Here is a 25,753-nt window from a genome sequence, read left to right on the forward strand (position 1 = left end):
GGGATGCGCGTCGCCTTGGTGACCGAGACGTGGCTGCCCTCCGTCGACGGCATCGTGACGAGGCTGGTGGCCACGGTGCGGGAGCTGCACGCGGCCGGTCATGACGTGCTGGTGATCGCGCCGGAGGGTCCGGGCTCGGCGGTGACCGGTGCAGCGGTGCGCACCGTACCGACGGTCGGCGCGACGTTCCTCTACGGGGGCAAGCGGTGGGGCCTGCCGCTCCCGCGCGTCGGCCGGTACCTGCGCGAGTTCGACCCGACGTGGTCCACCTCGTGAACCCCGTTCTGCTCGGTGTGGCCGGGCTGCTCGCCGCGCGCCGGCAGCGCCGGCGGATCGTGGCGTCGTACCACACCGACATCGCCCGCTACGCCCATCATTACCGGCTCGGCCCCGCCGTACCCCTGATCTGGTCCCTGCTGCGCGCCCTGCACGGCCGCGCGCACCTCAACCTCGCCACCTCCACCGCGTCCGTCGACGACCTCGCCGGCCACGGCATCACCGACGTGCGCCTCTGGCCCCGCGGCGTCGACCTCCGGCGTTTCCACCCCGCCTCCGGCCCTCGGCGTACCGGCCGGCCCGTCGCGCTCTACGTCGGCCGCCTGGCCGCCGAAAAGGGCCTGCAGCGTCTCGCCCGCTCGCCACGCCGTCCGGTGGCTTTCGGCTCGTGCTCGTCGGCGACGGCCCGGCCCCGGCGCAGCTCGAGTGCACCCTGCCGCCGGACACCGTGTTCACCGGCACGCTGTGCGGCGACGCACTCCGCCGAGGCCTACCGTTTCCGCCGACCTATTCGTCTTCCCCTCCACCACCGACACCCTCGGCCTCGTCCTCGCCGCCGCCCGCACCACGCTCCTCGGCACCACCGCCGCGCGGTTCTTCCCCGTCGACCGGCCCGCCGACCTGCCCGCCTGCGCCCGCGCGCTCCTCACCGAAGACCACCGCTCCGAAGCGCGCCGCCACGCCGCCGAGTCCGGTTGGGACACTGCGACCCACGGATTGCTGGCGATCTACGGCGAGGTTCTGGCGGTTCACGCGAGCAGGCCGCTGCCATACCAGTCGTGGTCGTCGCGCTCGCCGGGCAGGGTGAAGAGGTAGTCGCCGCCGAAGGGGCGCAGGTAGTCGGCCGGGGGCTCACCGGCGAGGCGGGCTTGCACGACTTCGAACCATGTAGAGGGAGGTTCTGCTGGTAGCAGCAGATCAGCCCGGCGTCGAGTTCCCGGTCGGGCGAGCAGCGGTCGCAACTGTAGGGACGGGGCAATATCGCCCCAATGGGCACCCGTCCACTCAATCGTTTGGCAAGCCCAGCTAATCAAAGTCAGGGCAAGGCGCTGGACAACAGGTCTCGCGCCCCGTTAACCGTGTCCACCGTGGATCGAGAAGGCAGCTATCGTTGAGCCTGGTCGAACCCGGTTCGGCAATGGCAGCCGTGCGCTCGGCTTGGTCCAGACCGGCTCATGCGCAGCGGGCCTCAACGACCTGTTCGCCCACGGCGAGAGGATCATCGCTGCCGCGAAGCGCTCACCGCCGAGGCTTCGCGCGGCCAGGCTCCGCTCAGGCGGACAGCAGGCCCGACGCCAGCGCGGCCAGCAGCGCGACCCCCACGACAACGCGGTAGATCACGAAGGTCGTGAACGTGTGCGCCGCGACGAACTTCAGCAGCCACGCGATCGCGGCGTAGGCCACGACGAACGACACGACCGTCCCGACCAAGAGCGGCAGCACGTCGACTCCGCCGCCGAGCGCGTCCTTCAGCTCGTAGAGGCCGGCTCCGGTCAGCGCCGGGATCGACAGGAAAAACGACAGCCGCGTGGCGGCAACCCGGTCCAGGCCCCGCAGGAGCCCGGTCGAGATCGTCGCGCCGGAGCGGGAGAACCCGGGGAACAGCAGGGCGAGGATCTGCGACGAGCCGACCAGCATCGCGTCGGCGAACGTCGACTCGGCCTCCCCGCGTTTGCCCGTCCCGAACCGGTCCGCCGCCCACATGATCCCGCTGCCGGCGATGAGCGAGATCGCGACGACCCACAGCGACGCGAGCGGACCCTTCACCAGCGACTGGAACAGCAGGCCGGCGACGACGATCGGGATCGTGGCGAGGATGACCCACCAGGCGAACTTGTAGTCGTGTTCCTGGCGCGCCCGCGCGTTAACGAGCCCGCGCCCCCACGCCGCGGCGAACCGCACGATGTCGCGGAAGAAGTACACCAGCACCGCGGCGATGGCACCGACCTGGATCACCGCGGTGAACCCGACCACGGACTGGTCGTCGACCGGGATGCCGAGCAGCCCCTCGGCGATCTTCAGGTGCCCGGTGGACGACACGGGCAGGAATTCGGTCAGGCCTTCCACGATCCCGAGGATCACCGACTGGCCGAGGTCGATCGCGCTCAACGCATTTTCCTTTGCCGAGGGACGGGAACATCAGGAGCCGGCTCCGCGGCGCTGCTTGCGGCTCCGCAGGACCTCGAGCGCGAGCGGGATCAGCGAGACGATGACCACGAGCGCGATGATCGGCAGCAGGTACTGGTCGACCCCCGGGATGCTCGCCCCGAGAAGGTACCCGGCGACCGTGACGCCGACCGACCACAGCAGCCCCCCGAAGACCTGCCACAGGGTGAACGTCCGCGCGGGCACGTCGAGGATGCCCGCGAGCGGGTTCAGCACTGTGCGCACAACCGGGATGAACCGGGCGAGGACGATCGCTTTCGCGTGGCCGTAGCGGGTGAGGAGCTCCTCGGCTCTGGTCAGCCCGCGGTGCAAGTGCGCGTTGCTCGTGCGTGACAGGAGTGCCCGGCCCCCGCGGCGACCCAGCACGAACCCGGTCTGCGCCCCGAGCAGCGCACCGGCGACCGCCGCCACCAGCACGAGCGGCAGAGACAGGTGGACGGTGGCCGTAGCACTGGTGGTGCAGAACAGCCCGGCGGTGAACAGCAGCGAGTCACCAGGCAGGAAAAACCCGATCAGCAGGCCGGTTTCGGCGAACAGGACGAGAAACACCCCCGCCGTGCCGAGGCTCGACAGCCACGACGTCGCGCTCAACGGAATCATGCAGGAGACCGCCTTCCCCGGAGACCAAATATTCGACAATGATGTAGTATTTCTACACCATTGTCGTTTTACGGGGTGGCCAGGCCCAGCGTTCGAACCCCAGACGCACCGGGCTCAGGCGTCCGTGCCGACCGCGCGCCCGAGCTCCGGACTACGAAGCCTGCGCCGTCGTCCGCTGCCCCTGAACCCCCGTCACCGCCCAAAGGAACCAATGACCACGCTCAACGGCCTGCCCGCCCACATCCTGCTCGTACACGCCATCGTCGTACTGCTCCCCCTCGCCGCGCTGCTCCTCGTCCTCTGCGCGCTGTGGCCCGCCGCGCGACGCAAGCTGGCCGGGCCCAACGCCGTGCTCGCCGTCCTCGTGCTGGTCCTCGTCCCGATCACCACCGACGCCGGCGAATGGCTCGAGCGCCGCGTGGCCGCCACGCCACTCGTGTGCGCCCACACCGAACTCGGCGACACCGCCGTCTACTCCGCCATCGCCGTCGCCGCGCTCGCCCTCGTGATCTGGTGGCGCCACCGCGAAAGCACCTCCCCGCCGACGGCCTCCCCCGCCGCGTACTGCGGCTGCCGGTCCCCCGCCGGGCCCTCCTCGCACCCCGCTCGACATCGGTCACCGCCGTCATCGCGGCCGCGGCGATCCTCGTCGCCGCCGGCGCCGCCTACGACATCTACCGCATCGGCGACTCCGGCGCGCAAGCCAGCTGGCAGGGCCAGTTCTCCGCCACCCCCGCACCCCGCGTCGGCCACCGGTGACCGACTCGGATCACGCCGGCTCTTCGTGGCTCCCGCGCCTCCGTGCCAGCACACGAGCCAGGCTGGCGAGGCCGACGGACAGCACCGCGAGTCCGGCGACGTGGGTGCCTCGGGGTCAGAACGCCTGATCTTCTCGAGGCGATGGTTCACGGCTTCGTGTGACGCTCTGGCCTCCGCAGGCTTCAGCTGAACCCGCGCAGAAACGACTTCACACACGACACTCCCGCACAGGTTCACGCCCCGTAACAACCAAGAATCGACGAACCCACGCGCTTCGAGTGAAAGCTGCCACGGGACTCCCGCCATGGCTGGCCAGCAGTCTCGGCCGGGCCGAAATTGGGCAGTGGTGGGACGTGCGCGGGCATGCTCGTCGCGTGAGCACATGGTCCTGGCGATCTGCTCGGCTCGGTCGGGAGCGCCACCTACAGCACCGACGGTAGCCACGTTGATTTGCGTCGCGACCTGATGATAGGGGTTCGTGATTGCGCTGGTCAGGTTCTCGGCGGCGGCTGCGAGTCGTCGTGCTCGGTCAGGTCGCCCGCGTAGGCATCCCAGTTCAAAACAGCTCGGGCTGATGTGCGCGCTCGCGGCCGAAGCGATCCGCCGGGCGAGCAGATCACTGCTGACCGCAGACCTGGACCTCGCCGAGCGAGATGGCGGGATAGCACTTCGTGTTCCAAGGTTGAGAAGAACGACTCAGCCGCGGCGTTGTCGAAACATGACCCGGTCCTGCCCATCGACTGTCGAATACCGAGCTTGTTGCAGAGCACAGTGAAATCGTGCGCGGTGTAGGTAGAACCGCGGTCGGAGTGGAAGATCACACCGGCCACCCGTTCTCTTCCGCCGCGGGCGGCGACGGCCATTTTGATGGTCTCACCTGCGAGTTCAGCGTCCGGATGGACGCTGGTGGCGTAGCTCGGGCGACTATCTCGTCCTCGAAACCGCGCGCGTCTCTTTCCCGACACGAGGGCCAAGGGGTGCCGGGCGCCGTCCAGCATCGCGAGGTTCGCGCCCGCCCCGGCGAACGGCGGCGTCAGGTGCGCCGCGTCGTCCAGCAAGGTCACGCCGGGCCAGGACTTCAGGTGCCGGGGTAGTTGAGCACGTCGAAGAGCGTGCGCAGGCGGATCCCCAGGCTGTGGCTTGCCGGGCCGGTGATCGTCACGGCGACGTGGTCGCCGTCGTCTTCGCGGTGGATGCGGGCCGCGAGCTCGGTTCTACCGATCAGCGGGTAGTCGGTGGTGCCGGAGCTATCCAGAGCCGCGGTGATCGCGGCCCAGTCCGAACCGTCGAAGTCGTAGCCGGCGTAGGTGCTGGTCAGTTCGAGGAACTTCTGGAGGTGCTGCGGGCACAACCAGCCACTCGCGATGGTCTCGACCTACGGTCGCCCGTAGGACGGGCGGATACCGCACGCGGCGAGCACACCGGCGTAGTCGTCGAGGATGCCGCCGAACTCGTCCGCCATGTACTGGGCGAGGTCGTGGATTTCTGGGTCGGGGTGAGCAGCTGCGGCGAGTTCACGCGCGTCGCCGACGAAGACGGACAGCGAGCCGGCAGAGAACACGATGCCCGGAAAGCTGCGTTCGGGCAGCTGCAGCACCGCGTAGTTGTGCTGACCGGTCAGCATTTCGACTTCGACCTTCGTCATGCGGCCATCTTGGTCGACCGGGCGCTAAGGACGAAAGGTCTCGAACGTCGCGATGCCCGTGGCGTGGCCTTCGCCGTAGATGCGCCGGACGGAGTTCCAGTCGCGCGGCGCCAGGGCGGACGGTGACGTCGGCGGGTACGTCGTCCGGGCGGGCCTCGTGGACAGTCACCCGGTTGGGGCTCGCGGCGGTGGGGTATCTCCCGGCCGTGATCACTCGCCGGGGGGACGCCGACTGTAGTTGTGCGGTGCTGGGCCATGGCCGCAGCCCCCTGAGCTGGCCGCGACCACACGACCATCTTGAAAACGTGTCTGAGCGTGTCTTGGTCCAGGTGGTGATCGCGTGGAGGTCTGCCGCGGACCGAGGAGAACCCGAGAGAGGTACCGATGAACTTGCCCACCGAACTGGCCGCAACCGAGGGCGCGCACGTCGCCGTGGCCGTGGGAATCGGGGCGCTGTGCCTGATCCCCTTGATCTTTTTCGTGGCCGCGCTTGTCAGCATCCTGGGTAGCCCGCTGACCGGCGGGATGAGACTTGTCTGGGTCGTGTTCGCGTTCTGCGCGCCGTTTCTCGGGCCGCTGCTGTGGTTCCTGGTGGGCCGGCGCAGCGCCGAAGCCGGGGGGCCCGCCGCATCAGCGGGATGATCCCGGTGGGCCGGGCGGCGGCCCCGCCCGCCGCCCGCGGTGGCCGCACCCGGTGGGGGCATGGCAGCGACACGGGCCCGGTCCGGCACGCGTACGCCGCCCCACCGGCGTGCGGGGGCCTGCCGGGCAAGCATCGCCCGATGGGACCGCCTCCACGGGCGGTGGGGCGGCGTACGCGGAAGGGCTGGGCCCGAACCGGAATACGCCAGGAACCTGCCGCGACAGAGTTTGGTCCCTCGGGTTGGTCATGCCTCGCAGTCGACTGCAGCCGGCTGTGGCGCGTCGATGACCGGGAGTGATCAACCGAGCGGGTTGGTGAGCAGCAGCTCCGTGTTGTGGTCGCCGACCGAGCCGACGCGGTTCAGGTCGACGTGGATGTCGTTGTAGGACAACTCGCGGTACGGGGCGGCAAGCGCTTGGGGGTTCCGCGCTGAATAGTCCACGGCGTACGGCGAGTCGGCTTCGATGAGCGTGGTGGAGATCGACAGCGTGCCGCCCACTGTTGTCCACCAGCTCGAGCACGCGCGCGTGCTGCGGGAAGTCGACGTGGGAGGCGGTGTTGATCTCCCAGAAACCGTGCGCGGGCTTGTCACCAGGATGCGGTGTGATCCCCTGCGGCCCAAAAGGTCCCCGGCATCAACGCCCTACTGCACCGAACCTTCAACGCAGCCGCCCGGACCGCCAACGCGTGAGGGGGTCGAAATCGGGCCGGAACAGGTGTAGGCAGGAGTCGCGGTGGGTCGTGGAGGTGTCGGATGGACACTGGTGGGCTGCCGGGATGGGGTTCGTCCGCTCAGGTTGCCGTGGTGAGCGAGACCGGGCGCACGCGCGTCGTTCGGGTGTTCCTGCGTGATCGCACCGTGGTGTGCAAGCAGCCGCTGGGCCCGGACGCACCCGAGAGACTGCGGCACGAGCGGGTGATGCTGGAACGGCTGCGCGGTGTCCCGAATGTGGCGCAGCTGCTGGACGCGCCCCGGTATGCGGGGTCGATCGTGCTGGCCGACGCCGGCGACCGGAACCTGGCGAGGCTGCCCGAGCCACTGGCCGTCGACGTCCTGCTCGGGGTCGGGCTCGGGATGGCCCGGGTCGTGGCGGCGATGCACCGGCGCGGGGTGGTGCACCGCGACATCACCCCCGCGAACCTCGTGCTCGCCGGCGACGGTGCTCCGTGCCTGGTCGACTTCGCGCTGGCCACCGCGCTCCCCGATTCCGCTCCCCCGGCCGCCGGCCGGGGGAGATCGTCGGGACGCTGGCGTATCTGGCGCCGGAGCAGACCGGGCGGACCGGCCGTGCGGTGGATCAGCGCAGCGACCTCTACGCCGTGGGGGCCACGCTCTACGAGCTGGCGACGGGCGCGCCGCCGTTCGGCTCCGGGGACCCGCTGCGCCTGGTCCACGACCACCTGGCCCGGGTGCCGGCACCCCCGGTCGAGGTGAACCCGGCCCTGCCGGCCCCGCTGTCCGCGATCATCCTGCACCTGCTGGAAAAGGAGCCGGACAACCGCTACCAGACCGCCGAGGGAGTCATCCACGACCTGGAACGGTTACGCGACGCCCGGGCCGGGCGCGCGACGGAACCGATCCCGATCGGGCACCACGACTTCCCGCGCCGGCCCGTCGCCCCGGTACGGCTGGTGGGGCGCGACACCGAGGTGGCCGCGTTGCAGGCGGCGTTCGAGGGCGCGCTGGCTGGCCGGTGCCCAGGCGTGCTGATCGGCGGCGCGGCCGGGGTCGGCAAAACGGCGCTCGTCCACGAGCTACGGCCGGCGGTCACCAGCCGGGGCGGCTGGTTCCTGGCCGGCAAGTTCGACCAATACCGGCGCGACCTGGAGTTCAACGGGGTGTCCCAGGCGTTCCGCTCGCTGGGCCGGCTGCTGCTGGCCGAGCCGGAGGAGGAGCTCAGCGGACTTCGCGAACGGATCTTCGCCGCGGTTGGCTCGAACGCGGGGCTGCTCACCGCCGTCGTCCCCGAGTTCGCGACCCTACTGGCCGTGCCGCCCGACCCCGGCGATCTGCTCACCGCGCAGGTCCGCGCGCAACACGCCGGCGTTCGTGTCTTGCGCGCGGTCGCCTCCCCGGACCGGCCGGTGGTGCTGTTCCTCGATGACCTGCACTGGGCGGGGCCCGGCCCACTCGGCTTCGTCGACCTCCTGCTCGACACCAACCCGATCCCCGGCCTGCTGCTGGTGGGCGCGTACCGGGATGGGGAAACGCCACAGCCAGCGACCGCACTGCTGTCGCGGTCACGCGACCGGACCGCTGTGCGGTACCTGCACCTGGAGAACCTGCCCACCCCAAGCCTGATCACCCTGGTCGCCGACATACTGCACGCCGACGCAGCGGCGGCGGCGGGCCTGGTCGAGGTGATCGCGCCACGCACCCGCGGCAATCCTTACGAAACCGTGCAGCTGCTCACCGCGCTGGCTCACCACGGCGTCCTCACCGCCACCTCCGCGGGATGGGAGTGGGACCCCGCAGCGGTGCGCGCCCACCTGGGCCCGGAGGAGGGCGGCGACCTGCTGACGTCGCGGATCCAAGCCCTGCCGCCGCCGTCGCGGCAGCTGGTCGAGGCGATGGCCTGCGTGGGTGGGCGGGTCGAGACGGCGTTGTTGCAGACCGCCACCGGCGAGCCGGCGGACGTGGTCGCACAGCGCCTGACCCCGCCCGTCGACGAGGGCCTGCTCGTGCTCGAGCGCGGCGCCGTGCGGTTCCGCCACGACCGCATCCGCGAGGCCATCCTGCGCGGGCTCAGTCCACAGCGGCGAAGCGCCTTGCAACTGGCCGTGGCACGACGGCTGGCCCGAGCACCTGACCTGTTCGCGGTCGCCGCCGAGCAGTACCTGCCGGTGCTCGACGCGGTGGACGACCCCGGCGAGCGGCGAGTGGTGACCGAGCTGCTGCGGCGCGCGGCCGACCAGGCCGCATTGACCGGCGATCACGCCCGGGTCAACGCGCTTGTGGTGGCCGGGTTGCGGGTGGCCGACCCGGCGAAGACAGCGGTGGTACTCGAGCTGCGCACGGCCCGGCAGGCGGCGCTGTTCAGCTTGGGCCGCCTGGTGGAGGCCGACGAGGAGTACCAGGAGATCGAGCGGCTCTGCCCGAGCACACCCGACCGTGCCGGCGCGACTGCGATTCACGTGCGCAGCCTCAACCATCGGACCCGGTTCGGGGAGGCGAGCAGCCTGAGCCTGCAGTCGCTGCGAGAGTGCGGGCTCGACGTCCCCTCAGCCGAGCGGCTCCCCGCCGAACTCGACCGGGGGTTTGCCCTCCTGCACCACTGGCTCGAGCACAGCGATCCCGCCGACGACCAGGCCCGGCCGGAGCTGACCGACCCCGTGCTCCTGGCTGCGACCCAGGTGCTCGATCCGGCGGTCCCGGCGGCCTACTTCGCCGCTGATTACGATTTGTATGCGTGGCTCGGGCTGGAGGGCTTGCGGATCTGGATCGAGCACGGCCCCGGCCCCACCTTGCTCGGACCCGCCTGCATCGCTGCCCTTTGCGCCGTAACGCAGCGCGGCGACTACGTCGGTGGATACCGGGCGGCACGGCGGCTGCTGGCGTGGGGCGAGGCCTGCGGAGCGGAGCCCGGCACGTCGCAGGCGCGCCACAGGTCCGCCAACTTCAGTTGCTGGCTGGAGCCGATCGAGAACGGGGTCCAGGAAGCTCAGCGGGCCCGGGAGGGGTTGATCGCCGCGGGCGACCTGACGAACGCCGGCTACACCTACCTGTTGACCGTGCGGTGCCTGGTGGACTGCGCCCCCTCGTTGGAAAGCCTCCTTACCGAGGTCGACGGTGGACTGGCCTTCGTGCACCGGACCGGCAACGAGCAGACCGGGCAGGTGCTCGAGACCTATCGGTGGCTGGCCGACGTGTTACGCGGTGACAGCCTTGCCGACCCGATCGCCCTCGACCGGTTCACCGACAATCCGCTCGCGCTGTTTTACGTGCACCTGTGCCACGCCGTCGCCGGCTCCCTCTTCGACGAGCCGGTAGCCCTAGCACGGCACAGCTCGGCAGCGATGGACCTCCTCCCGGCGGCAGCCGGCGTCTACCCCTCCGCCGTGGTCCGCGCGCTGCGCGGGCTGGCCCTCGCTGAACGGGCGCGCGCCGCCGACGGCACCGAACGCAAGAATCTGCTGTCCGGACTGGACGAGGTGACGGGCTGGCTGGCCGCCCGGGCCGCGGACGCACCCGAGAACTTCCTGCACCTGCTGCGGTGGGTGGAGGCCGAGCGAGCGTGGGCGGTCGGCGACTTCCGCGGCGCCGTGCGGGCCTTCGACACTGCCCAGTGGGAGGCAGGCCGGCGTCCGTGGCACCAGGCGCTGATCACCGAGCGCGCGGCCCGTTTCCACCTCGCGCACGGCGTCGAGCACACCGGTCGCGCATTGCTCGCCCACGCTCGCGACCACTACGCCGCCTGGGGTGCAACCGCGAAGGTGGCGCAACTGGACTGGGCCTACCCCACCCTGCGCACGGGCGCCGGTGCGCCCGAGCCCGCAGACGCCGGGCCGGCTGATCCCGTCCTGCGCTCAACGGTCACCACAGGCGCGCTCGATCTGCTCGGCATCCTCTCCGCGTCCCGGGCGCTGAGCTCCGAGACCAGCATCGAACGTTTGCACACGCGCGTCGTTGAGGTGCTCAGCGCAATGACCGGGGCCACCGGGGTCCGCCTGCTGCTGTGGAGCGACGACCAGCAGACCTGGTTGCTGCCCGAACCCGCGAGGGCGGTCGCCGAGCAGGAAGTCGCGGTGCCGAGGTCGGTGTTGCGCTACATTCGCCGGACCGAGGCACCACTGGTGGTCGACGATGTCACTCGCGATGAACGTTTCGTCCACGACCCGTGCTTCGCCGGCCTTCCCGGCTGCTCCCTTCTCGCCGTACCCATCCTCAGCCGCGGCACTCTGCGGGCGGCGCTGCTGCTGGAAAACCGCCTGATCCGCGGCGCGTTCACTACCGACCGGCTCGACGCCGTCAAACTCATCGCCGGCCAACTCGCCGTCTCCCTCGACAACGCCCAGCTCTACACCCAGCTCACCGCCTCCCGAGCCCGCATCGTCACCGCCGCCGACCACGCCCGCCAACGCATCGGACGCGACCTGCACGACGGCGCCCAGCAACGCCTCGTCGCCCTCACCTTGCGGCTGCGCGCGATCCAAACCGAGCCACCCGAACGCGACCAACTCACCACCGAGCTCGACGACCTCGCCACCGAAACCACCGGCGTCCTCGACGAGCTACGCGAAATCGCCCACGGCCTCCACCCCGGCATCCTCGCCACCGGCGGACTCGCACCGGCCGTCCGTGCGCTGGGCCGCCGCTCACCCATTCCGATCGCCCTTGACCTGCCCCCGCTGCCACCGCTGCCCGAACCCGTGCAGCTCAGCGCCTACTTCATCATCGCCGAAGCCCTCACCAACGTCGCCAAACACGCACACGCGGCCTCGATCACCGTCGCCCTCGACCCCGACCCCGCCACCGGCGTCCTGCGCATCACCATCCGCGACGACGGCGTCGGTGGGGCCGACCTCACCCACGGCACCGGGCTGCTCGGCCTCAAAGACCGCGCCGAAGCCATCGGCGGCCGGCTCCACCTCCACAGCCCACCCGGCGCAGGCACCACCCTCCACGTCGACCTTCCCCTCACGGGACCGGACCATACGTCCACAGTGGACATCTGAGGCGGTTCCTCACAACACCGACCGGACGAACTCGATCAACGCCCGCGCCACCCGATGAGCAGCCAGGCGACGGTGACCACCGTGAAGAGCAACGCCAGGGCCAGGGCGGTTTTCCGCGACCACGGCGGGGGTTGATGTACCACCTTTTCGCCTGCCGGGCCAAACCCGGGCTGACTCTGGGTGGCGAGCTGATAGACCGCATCGGGTCGCGCTGTGGGCACCCCCAGGTGTGGCTGAGCCCGGCGCTGCTCGTGCGCGGCATGGCCCCGGGCGGGCAAGGCGCGATCTCACTCGTCGCGACCAAGTCACGTCCCACTCGACCTCAAGTCCCTCGCCGCGGCGTCAAGCGACTTCCAATTGAGGTCGGGCACACGACCGCGTCACAGTCGACGGGCGCAACGGGCTGCGGTTCGCGCGGAATGCGAAATCCGCGCCGCCAGTGGGTACACACACGGCATGCACCACCACAAGATCGCTGACCAGCGAAAACCCACGAATCGCCGCGCAATGGGCTCGGCGTGCGACGCGGCCGTCGTCTCGGCGCCGGCGTTGCATCTGCGCCATCCGGCCCGCCTCCAGGACGCGTCCATACTCCGCCACGCCCTCGCCACCTGGGCTCGGGCCTGCGACCTGCCGGACACGCTGATCGCCGACCTCCAGCTTGCGGTCTACGAAGCGCTGGTCAACGCGGCCGAGCACGCCTACTCCGACGGCACGGCCGGCACACTCGACCTGCACGGCCACCACGACGGCCACACCGTGCGCGTCACCGTGACCGACCGCGGCCAGTGGCGGCCCCCGCCTGCATCCCAACCGCTGCGCGGCCGCGGCCTGCCGCTGATCCGCCTGCTGTCCGACCAGGCCGAGGTCACCCCGACCAACCAAGGCACCGTCGTCACCATGACCTGGCACCTCGCCCCCCACCATCCGGCCAGCTAGACCCGCATGCGCCAGCTACCGCGACGGCCTGACCCGGACCCGGCGAACCCTCCGACGACGGACGAACACTCGCCGAGGCTCTCGCCACGCCCCAAGCGGAAACACGTGCTGCGTGTGGTCCTCGCGCTGCTGGCGACCGCCATCGTGGCGTACTTCGCGGTCGTCGGGCTCGCCGTCGCCCTGCGATGGACGGACCCGTGGGCGCGCGGGATCACCGGTGCCGCCACTGCCCTCGGATCTGGGGCCGGGAGCGTATGGACGGCCTGGCGCACCGGAAGAACACCCCACCGCGGGCACCGGCCCCGACGCCGGCCCGCCCCAGCGGGCAGCACCATGGCTCGGCGACAACAAACCGCAGTGGCAATTCCGGCACGGGCACGTGTCCATCGTCGATTGAGATGACCTGCGGCGATGAAGATCTTTTCGACAGTGGCCGGTGCTGCGTGTCACGGTCGAGCGGTACTTCTCCTGGTCGGCGATCTTGAAGCCTGGTGCCTATCCCGACCCTGACCTGGCGCGGCATCGAGCAGGTGGCTGAGCGCGAGCCCGTCGGGTCCGTGTGGGAGCAGTACCTGGCGACCCTCGCGCCGGTGACGGTGCTGCGGTCGCTGGCGGCCTGGCTTCTAACAGTCGAGCTCAGCTCGCTCTCGCTCTGAACCACCGCCAAAGGTCGGTGGACCACACCGTGTGGCCCACCGACCCTTTTCGTAATCCGCTTTGCCGGACCCCTTGCCTTCACCCGTAGCGGGCCGTAACTTAAGCCCCCTAAGAAAGGGGTGGCGTGACCCTTCCCGTGCAACGAAAGTTCGTGAACCGGCGCCGCGTGCTGTCCGCGGCGCTCGGCACAGGGGCGGCGCTCGCGACGAGCGGGTGCCGGTGGGCGGCGACCGGTTCGGCCGACGCGGGCGGGACGGGCGTGCTCCGGATAGCGCAGCTGGCCGACATCGCCCCCAAAAGCATGCTCAGCCAGAATCCCAATGACTTCGCGCTCACGCGCCTCGTCTTCGACCCGCTCACCGAGTACGACCACCGCACGCTGCAGCCGCGCCCAGCGTTGGCGACGGCCTGGGAATGGTCCGACGCCGGGCGCACCCTCACGTTGCAGTTGCGTGAGGACGTCACATTCCACACGGGGCGGCCGTTCACCGCCGAAGACGTCGCCGCGTCGATCCACGCCATCCAAGACCCGTCGCGATCGTCGCAACTGGCCACCACCGCGGCGCTCGTCACGGACCTGAGCACTCAGGGCGCGCACCGGATCGCGCTGCGGCTGAGCAAGCCGGCCGGGAACCTGTTCGACCTGTTCGAGCTGATGCCGATCGTCGACCGGGAGACCTTGGCGGACTTGGCCAGTGGCAAGCAGATGGTGGGCACCGGGCCGTTCCGCTTCGCGAAGTGGACGCCCGGCGAGTCGGTCGAGTTCACCCGCAACCCGCGGTATTGGAAACCGGGTCTGCCGCATCTGTCTGGGGTGCAGATCCGCACCATCCCGCAGCTTCAGTCCCTCGTGGCCTCGTTGCGCACCGGCCAGAGCCACCTCGTGCCCGGGCTGAGCCCCGTCGACCTGCTGGGCCTCGCCGGGGACGACCGGTTCGCCACCACCTTCACCGACACGTCCGACAACGCGTGGTACCTCGGCTGCAACCTGCGGGTCGCGCCGCTCGACCGGGCGGAGTTCCGGCAGGCACTGGCCTACGGCATCGACCGGGCCCGCATCCGCGACGTCGTGTTCCGCGGCGCGGGCACGGTCACCAGCCTTCCGTGGCCGACGAGCTCACCCGCCTATCGCGCCGACCTGGCCGCCCACTACGCTCACGACCCCGCCCGGGCACGCGAACTCCTGGCAGCGGCAGGCGGCCGGGGTATCGGGCTGCAGCTGGCGTACAACTCGTCGCTGCCCGCCACGGGCTACATGGCCCAGCTGATCCAGTACGACCTCGGCGGGTTGGGCGTCGACATCGAGCTCCTCCCCTTGCTGGGCAACGACTTCGGCACGCGGCTCTCGTCGGGCAAGCTACCCGCGCTGTGGCTCAACTCGCACGGGTTCGCCCAGCTGAACCCCGCTTCGCTGGTCACCGGTGCCGCCCCGTTCCGCTACACCAAGAACACCTCCGGGTTCACCGACCCGGCCTACGGCGCCGCCGCCGTCCAGGCCTGGACCACCACCGGAACCGCGGCACGGCAGGCGTACGACGAGCTGTCGCGGATCCTGCTGGACCAGCAGTTCGTGATCTCGATGGTCAACACGGGCGCGACCATGACGGCGACCACACAGTTGCACGGACTGGCCTGGACCATGTTCGACTTCCTCGTCCTCGACCAGGCCCGGCTGGGGTGAAACCGATGCTCCGCTACGCGCTGCGGCGCACACCGTCGATGCTGCTGACCCTGTTCCTCGCCTCCGTGGCCATCTTCGGCCTGACCCGCCTGGTGCCCGGCAGCACCGTGACGGCCATCGCCGGCTCCAACGCCACCCCCGCCACGATCCAGGCCATCACCCGCGACCTCGGCCTCGACCGGCCGCTGCCGGAGCAGTACTGGCGCTGGCTGCACGGCCTGCTGACCGGCGACCTGCAGCGATCGGCGGTACTCGACCAGCCGATCGGGCAGCTCATCGCCCGGGGGCTCGGGGCGACCGTGGAGCTCACCGTGGCCGCCGCAGTCCTCGCCGCGCTGCTCGCGTTCGCACTCGGCGTGCTGGGCGCCACGAGCCGCCGGGCGTTCGTGCGAGGCGCCGCGCGCTCGGTGATGACGTTCGCCCTGGCTGTGCCGCCGTACGTGTCGGGCACCGCGCTGATCGTGGTCTTCGGGGTGCTGTTGCCGGTGTTCCCGGTCGGCGGTCGCATCTCCCCGCTGCAGGACCCGGAACTGGGCTGGCAGTACCTCGTGCTGCCGGCGCTGTGCCTGGCGCTGCCGGTGTCGGCGGTGCTCGGCCGGTTCCTCGCAGACGGGCTCGACCAGGCGTTCACCGAGGACTTCACCCGCACCGCGACCGCACTGGGCGTGCGGCGGGCGCGACTGATCACGGTGCACGCGCTGCCGAACGCCTTGCCGCCGGTGCTCACCGTCGCAGGCATCCAGCTGGGCAACCTGCTCGCCGGCTCCGCGATCGTCGAAGCGCTGTTCGCGTGGCCCGGCGTCGGCCAGCTGCTGATCCAGGCCATCACCAACCACGACTACCTGCTCGTGCAGGACCTGCTCCTGATCGCCGTCACAGCGTTCTTGGTCTTGCAGTTGCTGACCGACCTCGGTCAGGCCGGGCTCGATCAGCGCACCAGGCTGGGAGGCCGATCATGACCGTGATCGCCGTGGCGGTCCCCGCACACCGCCGCACGGGGGTGCTGCGTTCGGCTCGCGCCCGGGTGGCGCTCGGCGTGGTCGTGGTACTCGGACTGGCCGGGGCCTTTGCCGGCCTGCTGTCCCCCGAGGACCCACGCGCCCAGACGGCGCAGCTGCTCACCGGGCCGAGCGGCGCGCACTGGCTCGGCACCGACGAGCTCGGCCGCGACCTGCTTTCCCGGGTACTGCACGGTATCCAGGTCGACCTGGTCGTGGGCGTCGCCGGGGTAGCCGTGGCCGGACTGCTCGGCGTGCTCGCCGCGGTGCTCTCGGCCCGCTGGGCGGCGGCCGACGTGGTGGCGCAACGGGTCTTCGACGTCCTCCTGGCCTTCCCCTCGCTGATCCTGGCCGTCGCGGTGGCCGCCGTGTTCGGGACGGGGATGGTGTCGATCACGGTGGCGATCGTGCTATCGCAGGCGCCGATCTGCTGCCGCGTCGTGCGCGCCGGCCTGCTGGCACAACGGGATCGCGACTACGCCGTGGCCGCCCGGTTGTCGGGTGTGGGTCCGTGGCGGGTGCTGTTGCGGCACCTCCTGCCCACTGCGCTGGACGCGCTGGTGGTGCAGCTGGTGCTGTCGCTCTCGACGGCCGTGTTCCTCGAAGGCGGCATGAGCTTCGTCGGCATCGGCGTGCGCCCGCCGGACCCGTCACTGGGTAACATCCTGCAGGAATCCGTGCAGTACCTGACCGTGCGGCCGAGTTTCGTCGTCGGGCCGCTGGTCGCCATCACCGCGCTGGTGCTCGGGTTCACCGTGCTCGGCGACGCGCTCAACAACGCGGCACGACGAGGCGGGAGCCAGGCATGAGCGACGCGGTGCTCGAGGTTCGCGACCTGCGGATCGGGTTCGGCGCCCGCACGGCCGTCGACGGGGTCGACTTCGCGGTGCGGCCCGGCGAAGTCCTCGGCATCATCGGCGAGTCGGGCTCCGGCAAGTCCAGCGTCGCCCTCGCCGCGCTGCGGATGCTGCCGGCGACCGGGCGCGTGACCGGCGGGGCGGTTCTCCTGCGCGGCACGGACATCGCGGCGCTGAGCGAGAACGAGCTGCGTGATCTGCGTGGCGGGGAGATCGGACTGGTGTTCCAGGACCCGATGTCCTCGCTCAACCCCATGCTCTCGATCGGCCGGCACCTCGACGAAGCGCTGCGTGCGCACGACAAGGGTTCGGCGGCGGAACGGCGGACGAGGGCGACGGAACTGCTCGAGCTGGTGGGCATCCCTGACCCCGAGCGGCGGCTGCGGGAGCGGCCGCACCGGTTGTCCGGCGGGCAGCGGCAACGGGTGATGATCGCGCTCGCGCTCGCCGCCGAACCCGCGGTGCTCTTCGCGGACGAACCGACCACCGCCCTCGACGCGACCACCGCCGTCGGGGTGCTCGCGCTGCTGAAGCGGGTGGCGCGCGAGCTGGACACCGCGGTCGTGCTGATCACCCACGACATCGGGGTGGTCGCCGCGACATGCGAGCGGGTGGTGGTGATGCGCACTGGGCGGGTCGTGGAACACGGTGCGGTCGAGGACGTGCTGCTGCGGCCGCAGCACCCGTATACCCAGGGCTTGCTCGCGGCGGTGCCCCGCCTGGACACACCGCTGCCGAAACTGTCCGGTGTGGACAGGTCAACAGAGCCACTGTTGGAAGTCTCCGGCCTGAGCAAGACCTACCGCGGCCGCCATGGACAGCGGTTCACGGTGCTCGACGACGTGAGCCTGAGCGTCCGACCGGGGGAGACTCTGGGCATCGTCGGCGAGTCCGGCAGCGGGAAATCGACGCTGGCGCGGGCCGTCGCGGGAGCCCACGCCGCCACCGCGGGTGCGCTCCGGTTCCGCGGCGAAGAGCTGACGAGGAAGCGTTCGGCGCAGCTGCGCCGGGCGATCCAGCTCGTGTTCCAGGACCCGTACGCGTCATTGCACCCGCGGATGCGCATCGGCACCGCGCTTGAAGAACCGTTGCGCGCCCACGGTCTCCGGGACCGGCGCGCACGAGCCGACCGCGTTGCCGAGCTGCTGCGCGAAGTTGGCCTGGATCCCGAGGTCTCCCGCCGGCGGCCAGCCGAGTTTTCCGGGGGACAGCGCCAGCGCATCGGCATCGCCCGCGCGCTGGCGACGGAGCCGGACCTGCTGATCTGCGATGAACCCGTGTCGTCGCTGGACGTCTCGGTGCAGGCGCGGATCTTGGACCTGCTCGTCGAACTGCGGGAGCGCCTCGGGCTGACGATGCTGTTCATCTCGCACGACCTCGCGGTGGTCCGGCAGGTCAGCCACCGGATCGCGGTGCTGTACTCGGGGTCGTTGATGGAACTGGGACCGGCCGGCGCGCTCACCGCCCGACCGCTGCACCCCTACACCGTCACCCTGCTATCCGCCGCACCGTCCCCGGACCCGTCGGCCGACCGGCGCCCCGAGGAGCTGCTGCTGCGGGGTGAGGCGAACGGGCAGCCCGCGCGCGGCACCGGCTGCCCGTTCGCGAACCGGTGCCCCATCGGCCCGGTCGTGCGCGACGACCGCGGGATCTGCCGTGACCGGCGCCCGGAACTCAGCGAGCACGAGCCTGGCCGGTTCGCCGCCTGCCACTTCGCCGGTAGCCTGACCCGACCGATGACCGAGGAGAGCGCATGACCGGCCCCTCTCGGCCGAACATCCTGCTGGTGCACTGGCACGACCTGGGCCGCCACCTCGGTACCTACGGCCACCCCGGCGTGCCGAGCCCGAACGTGGACCGATTGGCGGAGCATGGACTGCGCTTCGACAACGCGTTCGCCACCGCTCCCCTGTGCTCGCCGGCCCGCGGCTCGCTCTTCACCGGTCGGTACCCGCACGACAACGGCCTGCTCGGCCTCGCGCACCTCGGCTGGGAGTACCGCGCCGGCGTGCGGACCCTGCCGGCGCTGCTCGGCGACGCCGGCTACCGCACCGCGCTCGCGGGCATGCAGCACGAGAGCAGCGAACCGTCGACGCTGGGCTACCAGGAATTCTTCGCGCTGCGCACCACCTACCTCGAACGCGAGTACTGCGACGGCGTCACGGACGCGGCGACGGCGTGGCTCGCCCGCGCGGCGCTGGACGACCGGCCGTTCTTCCTCAGCGTCGGTTTCGAGGAGGTGCACCGCCCCTACCCGACCAACCGCTACGCGCCCGACGACCCGGCGGGGGTAGAAGTGCCGCCGTTCCTGCCGGACAACGAGTGGACCCGCGACGACCTGGCCTCGTTCCAGGGCTCGATCCGCGCGGCCGACGCCGCCGTCGGCCGGCTGCTGTCCGCTGTGGACGAGCTGCGCCTGACCGCCGACACCTGGGTCGTGTTCACCACCGACCACGGAGTGGCGTTCCCCCGCGCCAAATCCACTTTGTACGACCCGGGCACCGGGGTGGCGCTGATCATGCGGCCACCGGCCGCATGGCCGTCGCCGCGCGGGGCCACCGACCGCCTGTTCAGCCATGTCGACTTCGTGCCCACCGTGCTGGACGCGCTCGGCCTGCCGGTGCCGCCCGAGGTGCAGGGAGTGAGCCACGCACAGTGGTTGCGCGGCGGTGACCCGGCACCGGCGCGCGAGCACGTGTTCACGGAGAAGAACTTCCACGATATCTACGACCCGCTACGCGCGGTGCGTGACACGGAGTTCAAGTACATCCGCAACTTCGAGCCCCGTCCGCTGCTGCCGCTGCCGGGTGACCTCGAGGCGAGCCCGACTCGGTACGGCTACGGCGACGCGCACCTGGCGCACCGGCCCGATGACGAGCTCTACGACCTGCGCGACGACCCGTGGGAACAGCACAACGTCGCCGCGGACCCGCAATACGCCGAGGTTCGGGCGCGGCTCGCGCGCCGCCTCGAGTCGTGGCAGCAGCAGAGCGGCGATCCGCTGCTGAAGGGACCGCTGCCGGTGCCGCCGTGGCCGCGGCAGCCGCGCTACGGCGCGCTCGTGGATGACGAAGGCGGCCCGTGGGCGAGATGAGCGAGCCGAACCCGGTGCGCGCGCGCAACACCGCGGTGGTGCTGGGCCTACTGCGGGCACACCGGACGATGTCGCGCACCGAACTGGCGCGCCGGTCCGGCCTGAGCCTGCCCACGGTGATGGAGATCGTCGAGCAGCTCTTGGCCGATGGCTTCGTGCGGGCGGCCGGCAGCGGACCGGCGACCGGCGGCCGACCATCGCGCCTGTATGAGTTCGACCCCCGCGGACGCTTCGCGATCGGCGTCAGCCTCGGCACCCACACGGCCTCCGCGGTGCTCACCGATCTCGACGCCACCGTCGTCGACGAGGCGAGCGAACCATCCGAGCTGCTCGACGGCCCGGACGCGACCGTGGCCCAGACCCGGCGGCTGATCGACCGGGTGCTCCCGGCGCCACGGCGCGACCGTGTGCAGGGCATCGGACTGGGCGTCGCGGCGCTCGTCCTCGACAGCGAAAACCGAGCACTGCGGCCGCACGCGGACTGGCCTGCCGTGCCACTGCGGAGCCTGATCGCACAGCACTACGGGCTCGGCGCGGAGATCGAGAACTACGCGAAGGCAGTCTCGGTGGGAGAGCACCGATTCGGGGCCGGCCGCGGAAGGCGCAACATGCTGTGCGTAGTTCTGCAGGACGGGGTGGGAGCCGGGCTCATCTCCGACGGCGAGCTGTACCGGGGCGATGACGGCGCCGCCGGCCGCTTCGGCGCCACCCTCGTGCACCTGCCGGGGCGGCCGCGGGTGCCACTCGACGAGGTCGCCGGCGCCACCGGGATCGAGGCGTTGGCCAACGCACGGACGCCGGGCCGCAGGTGGCGCGTGGCCGAGGTCTTCACCGCGGCCGAAGCCGGAGACCCCACCGCACGGGCGGTGGTCGGCGAGGTCGGCGCCGCGCTCGCCGAAGCCATCCACAACGCGGTCGTGCTTGCCGCCCCGGACCTCGTCGTCCTCTCCGGCAACGTCGCCTCGGCGGGCGGCGCGCTCCTTGCGGACCCGGTCCGGGAGCTCCTCACCCACGCTCTCACCCGCGGCCGCACCCCCTCCGTCGTCCCCGGCGCCCTCGGCGAGCAGGCAGGCGCCATCGGTGCGGCGGCGTTGCTGCTCCAGAACACGTTCGTCGACCCCCTCCTGCCGTAGGCCGCCCCCCGATCACACGCGGCGAACACCACGCGTTGCGACGTTCTCATAAATGTCTACCTGATCACCGAATGCGCGCTGGAGAACGCGGGCTCGCGCTGGGCCAGTTGAACTCCTGGGTTAGGATCCACACCTCGCAGGCCCCGCCCAGGCTGATCCCGATCACCGGGCTCGCCGCGAGCAGCAGCCGCGTCGTCCGCGTCGACCGCACCCGCACACCCATCACCGCACCCCTCCGACCTGCACCGACACGGGCAAGGTCGCCGCCGTCGGGCTCTGCGTTACGCCGTCGCCGATCACGGGCTGTCCAGCGCAGTCACCTCGCGGTTCCCGCAACGGCGGTGCGCCGGCTGAGCATCGGGCGATCAGCACGCGGCTCAGCGACGTCGGGAGCGCAGCACTCCGACATCCCCTCTCCCGGGTCACGGCGCGGCTGAGGGGGCGCGCAGCGGCCGGAACCCGGTGCGGGCGTACTCGGCCTCGACCGGAATTCGTAGATGCCGTACGGGTTCACGTGCTCCAAAAGCGCCGCGGATCTTCGTGATCTAGAAGTCGAACTCTTCCCGGCTACCTGGTCCGAAGCAGTTTTGGCGGAGCCGGGAGTTTGGTCGGTAGGGCAATGCTGCTTCCCTGTTTTCTCGGGAGGCGACAAACGCGCCGGATCTTCCCCGTCGCTGTGCCAAGATCAACACGGATTCGCCCGATGACACTTCGAGCGCGTGCGAAAAGGGGAGAACAGACGTGAAACTCAGCAGCAAGGCCCTCGCTACGGGACTGGTCGCCGGTGCGCTGGTCCTCGGTGGGAACGCGATCGCCTCGGCCTCGACGGTGATCGCGAGCTACGACAACCCGAACGCGTGCCAAGCCGCGCTGGCGATTCACGAGACGGTGCAGCCGGGCGCTTCGTTCTCTTGCGAGCAGATCACGATCAGTGGTGGCGCACTCCGCTGGTGGCTCGTGCAGAACTAGTCGTGTAATTCTCGAGGTAAGTGCGCCGCGGGCGAAGACCGCGGCGCACTCACCTGCATTCGGAGCACCGCAGTAGTCGAAGTAGTGGTCCAGTCCGAGCAGCTGCAGGGTGCGCCGGATGGGGCGGGGCACGACCAATCGGACGGCGGTGTGCTCGCCGCCGGTGAGGACGGCGTCGGCCAGAACGCCGATGGCGACTGAGGAGAAGAACACGGTCCCGGTGAGGTCCAGCACGAGCACGCTGGGCTTCTCGGCGAGGGCGTGGTGCACGGTTTCCCGCAGCTGGGGGCTGGTGGCGGCGTCGAACTCGCCGCCGGCGGAGATGACCACACCCTCGCCGGTATGTCGGAGGGCGACGTCGGCCACAGGCGCCGGCGGGAGCGGGTCAGCGCTGGTCGAGCTGGGCGCGCAGGTCGTGGATCGTGTTTTCGGCGTCGGCGAGCTGGTCTTGCAGGCCGATGATGCGGGCGGCGGGAGCAGGTCGCCGGGCACGTCATGTCGAGCGGTGAAGCACCGGTTCGCGTGTCGAGCGATGTGTTTCGCATAGGGTGGTCGGATGCGTGCTGCGCGGCTGGCTGCGGTGATCCTGAGCGGGATCGGCGTGGTGACCTATTCCGCGTGGCTGCTGGAGTTCGTGCTGCCGACCGGGATCTCACCGCTGCAGCAGTCGGCCGAACAGCTGCTGTCCGCACAGCCGGTGTTCCGGGTCGCGCTCGGCGTCTCCGGGCTGGCCTTCGCACTCGCCGGGCCGCCGCTGCTGCGCCTCGCGCCCGTGCACTGGATGGCCCGGCTGACCGTGGGCTCGCTGGGCGTGTTCAGCATCGCCCTATTCGGCGACGCCGCCCGGCCCGGCACGACCGCCTTCCCGCTGCTGGCCAACCTGGCGGCCCTGGCCGGTGCGCTCAGCCTCGTGCTGTGGTGGCCGCCCGGCTGGCGCGCGTGGGCCGTGGTGTTCCTCGCGCTGGTGGTCCTGACCTGGCTCGCGGCGGTCACCGCCGCCCTGCTCGGACCAGACCACCTCGTCGGGTTGTTCACCCGGGCCCAGATGCTGGTGCGCGCCGTAGCCGCCGTCGGCCTCACCGGGCGCCCCGCCAACTCCTGCTCGATGCCGCAGGCGCGGTAGACGGTGCAGTCATCGCGGTTACCCGGATGCGCGTCCCCGGTGGCGATCACCAACCGGGTGTCCACGTCGATCGCGACCTGCACGTTCGCCGAGTACCGGTAGTTCTTCGACGGCGCCGCCAGCCGGTGATCCCGCGTCGGCACCAAGGTGCCATCAACGATCGCCACCGAGTCGATCCGCCGTCTGCGGACCGGAGCCAGCGCCAGCAGCGGGCCAATCGTGTCGCTTCCCCCGGTGCGCCGCGGAATGCGACACCCCGAACAATGGTCCGATCTGGCGCATCGTCAGGTTCGTCCGCCAGTACGTCGCCACCAGCAACACACGATCAGCCAGATCAAGACGCCACTGACGACCAGGCCGGCCATCAGCGATCTCGTCACCACCACGGTTCGCCACGACCCGCACCAACCAACTTCCGGAACTGACCCGGCTCCAACCCCGTAAACGGGGCAATCCACTCCGACCGCGACGCCGAAATCACCTGCACCACACCATGATCAACCAACACCCCCAACCGACCCACACCGGGTTACGAGACATCCCTTAGGTCGGTCATAGGCCCAGCATCCGCCGATGACAGCTACGAGGACAGACTCCGCAGCGACTGAAGGCCTGCCGGACCAAACGCTTCCTCGTACAGCGGGGTCCAGCAGGAGGCGGATCGTGCCGCTGCGCAGGCCCTGGCAGAGCACCTGGCTGGCCTGCCGGTCGAGAGGTGCAGGTGCAGGCCGCCGCCGGAGCGCACGGCCATCAGCTCCGAGCGGCCGGCCCGCCGGGCACCGCGCCCGGGGTGGTCACCGCCGACACCTCGGAAACCCGCTACCCGAAGTCATCATTCGCGAGGATACCGCCACTCTACGTGGCGCGCGCTTGCGTGCGCGAGTTGGCTACAAAAAGCCAAGGTGGGTCGATCGGGCGGCAATGTCACAGGTGAGCTTGACGGCTCGATAGGTACTCGATGATCGACTTGTGACAGGGTGGGAGGTGTCCCAGGAAGTCGAAGTCGCTCGGAGTTCTCATGTCATTTCAGGTCCTTGGTACCGCGCACACGGGAATCACGGTCGTCGACCTTGAAAGGTCGCTGTCCTTTTGGAGGGACGTCCTCGGGCTCGAAGTCGTGCTGCGCGACGACGTGGCCGGCGAGGCGCTCGAAGAGATCACCGGCGTCCGTGGAGGCGCCATGTCGTTCGCCATCCTCGAGGTTCCCGGTGGTGGAGGCCAGATCGAGCTGTTGGAGTACACGGCGCCGGCCGATCGGCAGCATTTGCGGCCACGTCCCTTTGATGTCGGTTCGATGCACGTTGCGTTGTTCGTGGACGACATCGAGGCCGTGCTGCGGGATTGCGCTGCAGCTGGATGGCGCAGCCATGGGACGCCGCGGGTCAGGCAGGAGGGCCCAGCTAAGGGGACGACCTTTCTGTATATGAGCGACCCGGACGGCACCATCGTGGAACTCGTCCAAGCCGCCTCCTGAGGGCGCGCGACGACAGGACTGGGCGTGCGCCGGGTGCGCTGGTTAAACAGCCGCAGGGAAGAAGTACGCGGGCGACCTGCACAAGACCGCCCGAGCCGCGGTCCTCGGGGCACACCGCCAGCGTGGCCACGCCGACCGCGTGGCCATCCAGGTGCAGCTCGGGATTCTCGCGTGGGCGGCCGCTCTGGGCCGGGTGGTGCTCGACGGTGAGCTGTGCGCCTACCGGTCCGAGGGGCGGCTGGACTTCGCGGCGCTGGGCTACGGCCCCGCGCGGCGACGCGCCGAGGGCATCGCCGTCGTGTTCGTGGCGTTCGACCTGCTCGGGGCCCGCGGCCGTGACCTGCGGCTGTGGCCGCTGTCGCGCCGGCGTGAGCGGCTGGCCGCGGTGATCGGCGCGGGGAACGTCGGTGTGCAGCTGATGATCTCGACGCTCGACGTCACCCAGGGTCGGACGTGGATCAGCGGGGAGCAGGCGGCCGTCGGTATCGAGGGGGCCGTCGCGAAGCCCTTGGCCAGTCGGTACCCGATCCGCGGCGGCCGCGTCGGCTGGGTCAAAGTCCGGTTCCACGAGGACGTCGACGTGCTGGTGCTCGGCGTGACCGGCTCCCCCGATCGCCCGACGGCACTGGTGCTCGGCCAGGCGGACCCGCGCGGCCGGGTGCGGGCGTTGCTGCCTGGAGCCGCCTACACCTTCGCCCTGGAACGAGTCGCCGGCAGCTACGGGATCAGCTTCTCCGACCGGCTCGTGCGGTTCCTGGCCGCCTCGGCCGTGATGCACGCAGTGCTCGCCGCAGGGGAGTACCTGCTCTACCGGTACTTGATCGTCGAGCACCGGCTGCAGAACAGCCAAGCGGGAACGTACGGGTGTGCGCGCTTCAGCCGGCAACTACCAGCACGGGGGTCGAGACCCGACCCCAGCTTTGACGGCACGCCTGCGGGTGTGCTCCACTGCTTGCGGTTGAAGATTTTTGTGCTCGTTGTTTCCTGACGCCCGCAGAGGTTTTTGGCGAGCGTCGTCTCGGTGCCTCTCGGGCTTCCTTGGTTTCACGCTCGCAGCCCGGCC

General features: G+C 70.6%; 21 protein-coding genes and 5 pseudogenes. 15 read left to right on the forward strand and 11 right to left on the reverse strand.

Annotation, left to right across the window (positions count from 1 at the left end; all coding sequences use genetic code 11):
• Positions 1 to 3 precede the first annotated feature (3 nt).
• Positions 4 to 479, forward strand: a pseudogene (locus QRX50_RS49985) (glycosyltransferase); the annotation flags it as partial.
• A gap of 304 nt (positions 480 to 783) precedes the next feature.
• On the opposite strand, the gene QRX50_RS35790 reads toward QRX50_RS49985, so the two are convergent.
• From QRX50_RS35790 to QRX50_RS35810, 5 genes are all read right to left on the reverse strand, one after another.
• Entirely contained in the window at positions 784 to 1,029 is a 246-nt protein-coding gene (locus tag QRX50_RS35790; RefSeq protein WP_285967515.1) for a hypothetical protein, read from the reverse strand.
• Positions 1,026 to 1,151 carry a hypothetical protein gene (locus tag QRX50_RS35795; RefSeq protein ID WP_285967516.1) on the reverse strand — a complete coding sequence of 42 codons (126 nt, stop codon included), beginning with the start codon at positions 1,149 to 1,151 and terminating at the stop codon, positions 1,026 to 1,028. Before QRX50_RS35795 ends, QRX50_RS35790 begins: the two co-directional genes overlap by 4 nt.
• Positions 1,152 to 1,548: 397 nt before the next feature.
• Positions 1,549 to 2,385 carry an undecaprenyl-diphosphate phosphatase gene (locus QRX50_RS35800; RefSeq protein ID WP_285967517.1) on the reverse strand — a complete coding sequence of 279 codons (837 nt, stop codon included), beginning with the start codon at positions 2,383 to 2,385 and terminating at the stop codon, positions 1,549 to 1,551.
• Positions 2,386 to 2,415: 30 nt separating this feature from the next.
• On the reverse strand, positions 2,416 to 3,042 hold the full coding sequence (locus tag QRX50_RS35805; protein ID WP_285967518.1) for a DedA family protein: 627 nt from the start codon (positions 3,040 to 3,042) through the stop codon (positions 2,416 to 2,418).
• A 151-nt stretch (positions 3,043 to 3,193) separates the two neighbouring features.
• Positions 3,194 to 3,565 carry a hypothetical protein gene (locus QRX50_RS35810; RefSeq protein ID WP_285967519.1) on the reverse strand — a complete coding sequence of 124 codons (372 nt, stop codon included), beginning with the start codon at positions 3,563 to 3,565 and terminating at the stop codon, positions 3,194 to 3,196.
• On the opposite strand from QRX50_RS35810, the gene QRX50_RS35815 reads away from it, so the two are divergent.
• Positions 3,556 to 3,801: a hypothetical protein gene (locus QRX50_RS35815; protein WP_285967520.1), complete on the forward strand. Its 246-nt coding sequence runs from the start codon at positions 3,556 to 3,558 to the stop codon at positions 3,799 to 3,801. The genes QRX50_RS35810 and QRX50_RS35815 overlap by 10 nt on opposite strands.
• Before the next feature lie 491 nt (positions 3,802 to 4,292).
• Here the strand turns inward: QRX50_RS35815 and QRX50_RS50510 are convergent, their stop codons facing one another.
• Genes QRX50_RS50510 through QRX50_RS35830 form a run of 3 tightly spaced genes read right to left on the reverse strand, consistent with a single transcriptional unit; the run spans position 4,293 to position 5,446 of the window.
• Positions 4,293 to 4,865 carry a DDE-type integrase/transposase/recombinase gene (locus tag QRX50_RS50510; RefSeq protein ID WP_434533176.1) on the reverse strand — a complete coding sequence of 191 codons (573 nt, stop codon included), beginning with the start codon at positions 4,863 to 4,865 and terminating at the stop codon, positions 4,293 to 4,295.
• 14 nt (positions 4,866 to 4,879) lie between these two features.
• Entirely contained in the window at positions 4,880 to 5,152 is a 273-nt protein-coding gene (locus QRX50_RS35825) for a hypothetical protein (RefSeq protein WP_285967521.1), read from the reverse strand.
• 24 nt (positions 5,153 to 5,176) lie between these two features.
• Positions 5,177 to 5,446 carry a DUF6959 family protein gene (locus QRX50_RS35830; protein ID WP_285967522.1) on the reverse strand — a complete coding sequence of 90 codons (270 nt, stop codon included), beginning with the start codon at positions 5,444 to 5,446 and terminating at the stop codon, positions 5,177 to 5,179.
• A gap of 384 nt (positions 5,447 to 5,830) precedes the next feature.
• On the opposite strand from QRX50_RS35830, the gene QRX50_RS35840 reads away from it, so the two are divergent.
• Positions 5,831 to 6,088, forward strand: coding sequence for a PLD nuclease N-terminal domain-containing protein (locus tag QRX50_RS35840; RefSeq protein ID WP_285967523.1), 258 nt, complete (start codon positions 5,831 to 5,833; stop codon positions 6,086 to 6,088).
• Between the two features lie 299 nt (positions 6,089 to 6,387).
• On the opposite strand, the pseudogene QRX50_RS35845 reads toward QRX50_RS35840, so the two are convergent.
• A pseudogene (locus tag QRX50_RS35845) lies at positions 6,388 to 6,697 on the reverse strand (TIGR03767 family metallophosphoesterase); the annotation flags it as partial.
• 146 nt (positions 6,698 to 6,843) lie between these two features.
• Here QRX50_RS35845 and QRX50_RS35850 point away from each other — a divergent pair.
• The 10 genes and pseudogenes from QRX50_RS35850 to QRX50_RS35895 form a co-directional block, all read left to right on the forward strand.
• Positions 6,844 to 7,239: pseudogene (locus QRX50_RS35850) on the forward strand (protein kinase family protein); the annotation flags it as partial.
• Positions 7,240 to 7,256: 17 nt separating this feature from the next.
• Positions 7,257 to 11,765, forward strand: coding sequence for an AAA family ATPase (locus QRX50_RS35855; RefSeq protein WP_285967524.1), 4,509 nt, complete (start codon positions 7,257 to 7,259; stop codon positions 11,763 to 11,765).
• Between the two features lie 456 nt (positions 11,766 to 12,221).
• The gene (locus QRX50_RS35860; RefSeq protein WP_285967525.1) at positions 12,222 to 12,704 is read left to right on the forward strand and encodes an ATP-binding protein; all 483 of its coding nucleotides are present in this window, start codon (positions 12,222 to 12,224) and stop codon (positions 12,702 to 12,704) included.
• 781 nt (positions 12,705 to 13,485) lie between these two features.
• Positions 13,486 to 15,042: an ABC transporter substrate-binding protein gene (locus QRX50_RS35865; protein ID WP_285967526.1), complete on the forward strand. Its 1,557-nt coding sequence runs from the start codon at positions 13,486 to 13,488 to the stop codon at positions 15,040 to 15,042.
• 5 nt (positions 15,043 to 15,047) lie between these two features.
• Positions 15,048 to 16,001: an ABC transporter permease gene (locus tag QRX50_RS35870; RefSeq protein ID WP_285967527.1), complete on the forward strand. Its 954-nt coding sequence runs from the start codon at positions 15,048 to 15,050 to the stop codon at positions 15,999 to 16,001.
• The gene (locus tag QRX50_RS35875) at positions 15,998 to 16,849 is read left to right on the forward strand and encodes an ABC transporter permease (protein WP_285967528.1); all 852 of its coding nucleotides are present in this window, start codon (positions 15,998 to 16,000) and stop codon (positions 16,847 to 16,849) included. Before QRX50_RS35870 ends, QRX50_RS35875 begins: the two co-directional genes overlap by 4 nt.
• Entirely contained in the window at positions 16,846 to 18,654 is a 1,809-nt protein-coding gene (locus QRX50_RS35880; protein WP_285967529.1) for a dipeptide ABC transporter ATP-binding protein, read from the forward strand. Before QRX50_RS35875 ends, QRX50_RS35880 begins: the two co-directional genes overlap by 4 nt.
• Entirely contained in the window at positions 18,651 to 19,991 is a 1,341-nt protein-coding gene (locus QRX50_RS35885) for a sulfatase family protein (protein WP_285967530.1), read from the forward strand. Before QRX50_RS35880 ends, QRX50_RS35885 begins: the two co-directional genes overlap by 4 nt.
• Positions 19,988 to 21,124 (forward strand): ROK family transcriptional regulator, encoded by a 1,137-nt coding sequence (locus QRX50_RS35890; protein ID WP_285967531.1) that lies wholly within the window; start codon positions 19,988 to 19,990, stop codon positions 21,122 to 21,124. The genes QRX50_RS35885 and QRX50_RS35890 overlap by 4 nt, the downstream gene beginning before the upstream one ends.
• 741 nt (positions 21,125 to 21,865) lie before the next feature.
• Positions 21,866 to 22,093: a hypothetical protein gene (locus tag QRX50_RS35895; protein ID WP_285974783.1), complete on the forward strand. Its 228-nt coding sequence runs from the start codon at positions 21,866 to 21,868 to the stop codon at positions 22,091 to 22,093.
• Positions 22,094 to 22,231: 138 nt separating this feature from the next.
• On the opposite strand, the pseudogene QRX50_RS49990 reads toward QRX50_RS35895, so the two are convergent.
• Positions 22,232 to 22,585 (reverse strand): annotated as a pseudogene (locus tag QRX50_RS49990) (STAS domain-containing protein); the annotation flags it as partial.
• A gap of 568 nt (positions 22,586 to 23,153) precedes the next feature.
• A pseudogene (locus QRX50_RS35905) lies at positions 23,154 to 23,703 on the reverse strand (transposase family protein); the annotation flags it as partial.
• A gap of 531 nt (positions 23,704 to 24,234) precedes the next feature.
• On the opposite strand from QRX50_RS35905, the gene QRX50_RS35910 reads away from it, so the two are divergent.
• Entirely contained in the window at positions 24,235 to 24,690 is a 456-nt protein-coding gene (locus QRX50_RS35910; RefSeq protein WP_285967532.1) for a VOC family protein, read from the forward strand.
• Between the two features lie 139 nt (positions 24,691 to 24,829).
• Positions 24,830 to 25,678, forward strand: coding sequence for an ATP-dependent DNA ligase (locus QRX50_RS35915; protein WP_285967533.1), 849 nt, complete (start codon positions 24,830 to 24,832; stop codon positions 25,676 to 25,678).
• The last annotated feature ends 75 nt before the right edge of the window (positions 25,679 to 25,753 follow it).

The sequence above is a fragment of the Amycolatopsis sp. 2-15 genome (assembly GCF_030285625.1).
GTDB lineage: Bacteria > Actinomycetota > Actinomycetes > Mycobacteriales > Pseudonocardiaceae > Amycolatopsis > Amycolatopsis carbonis.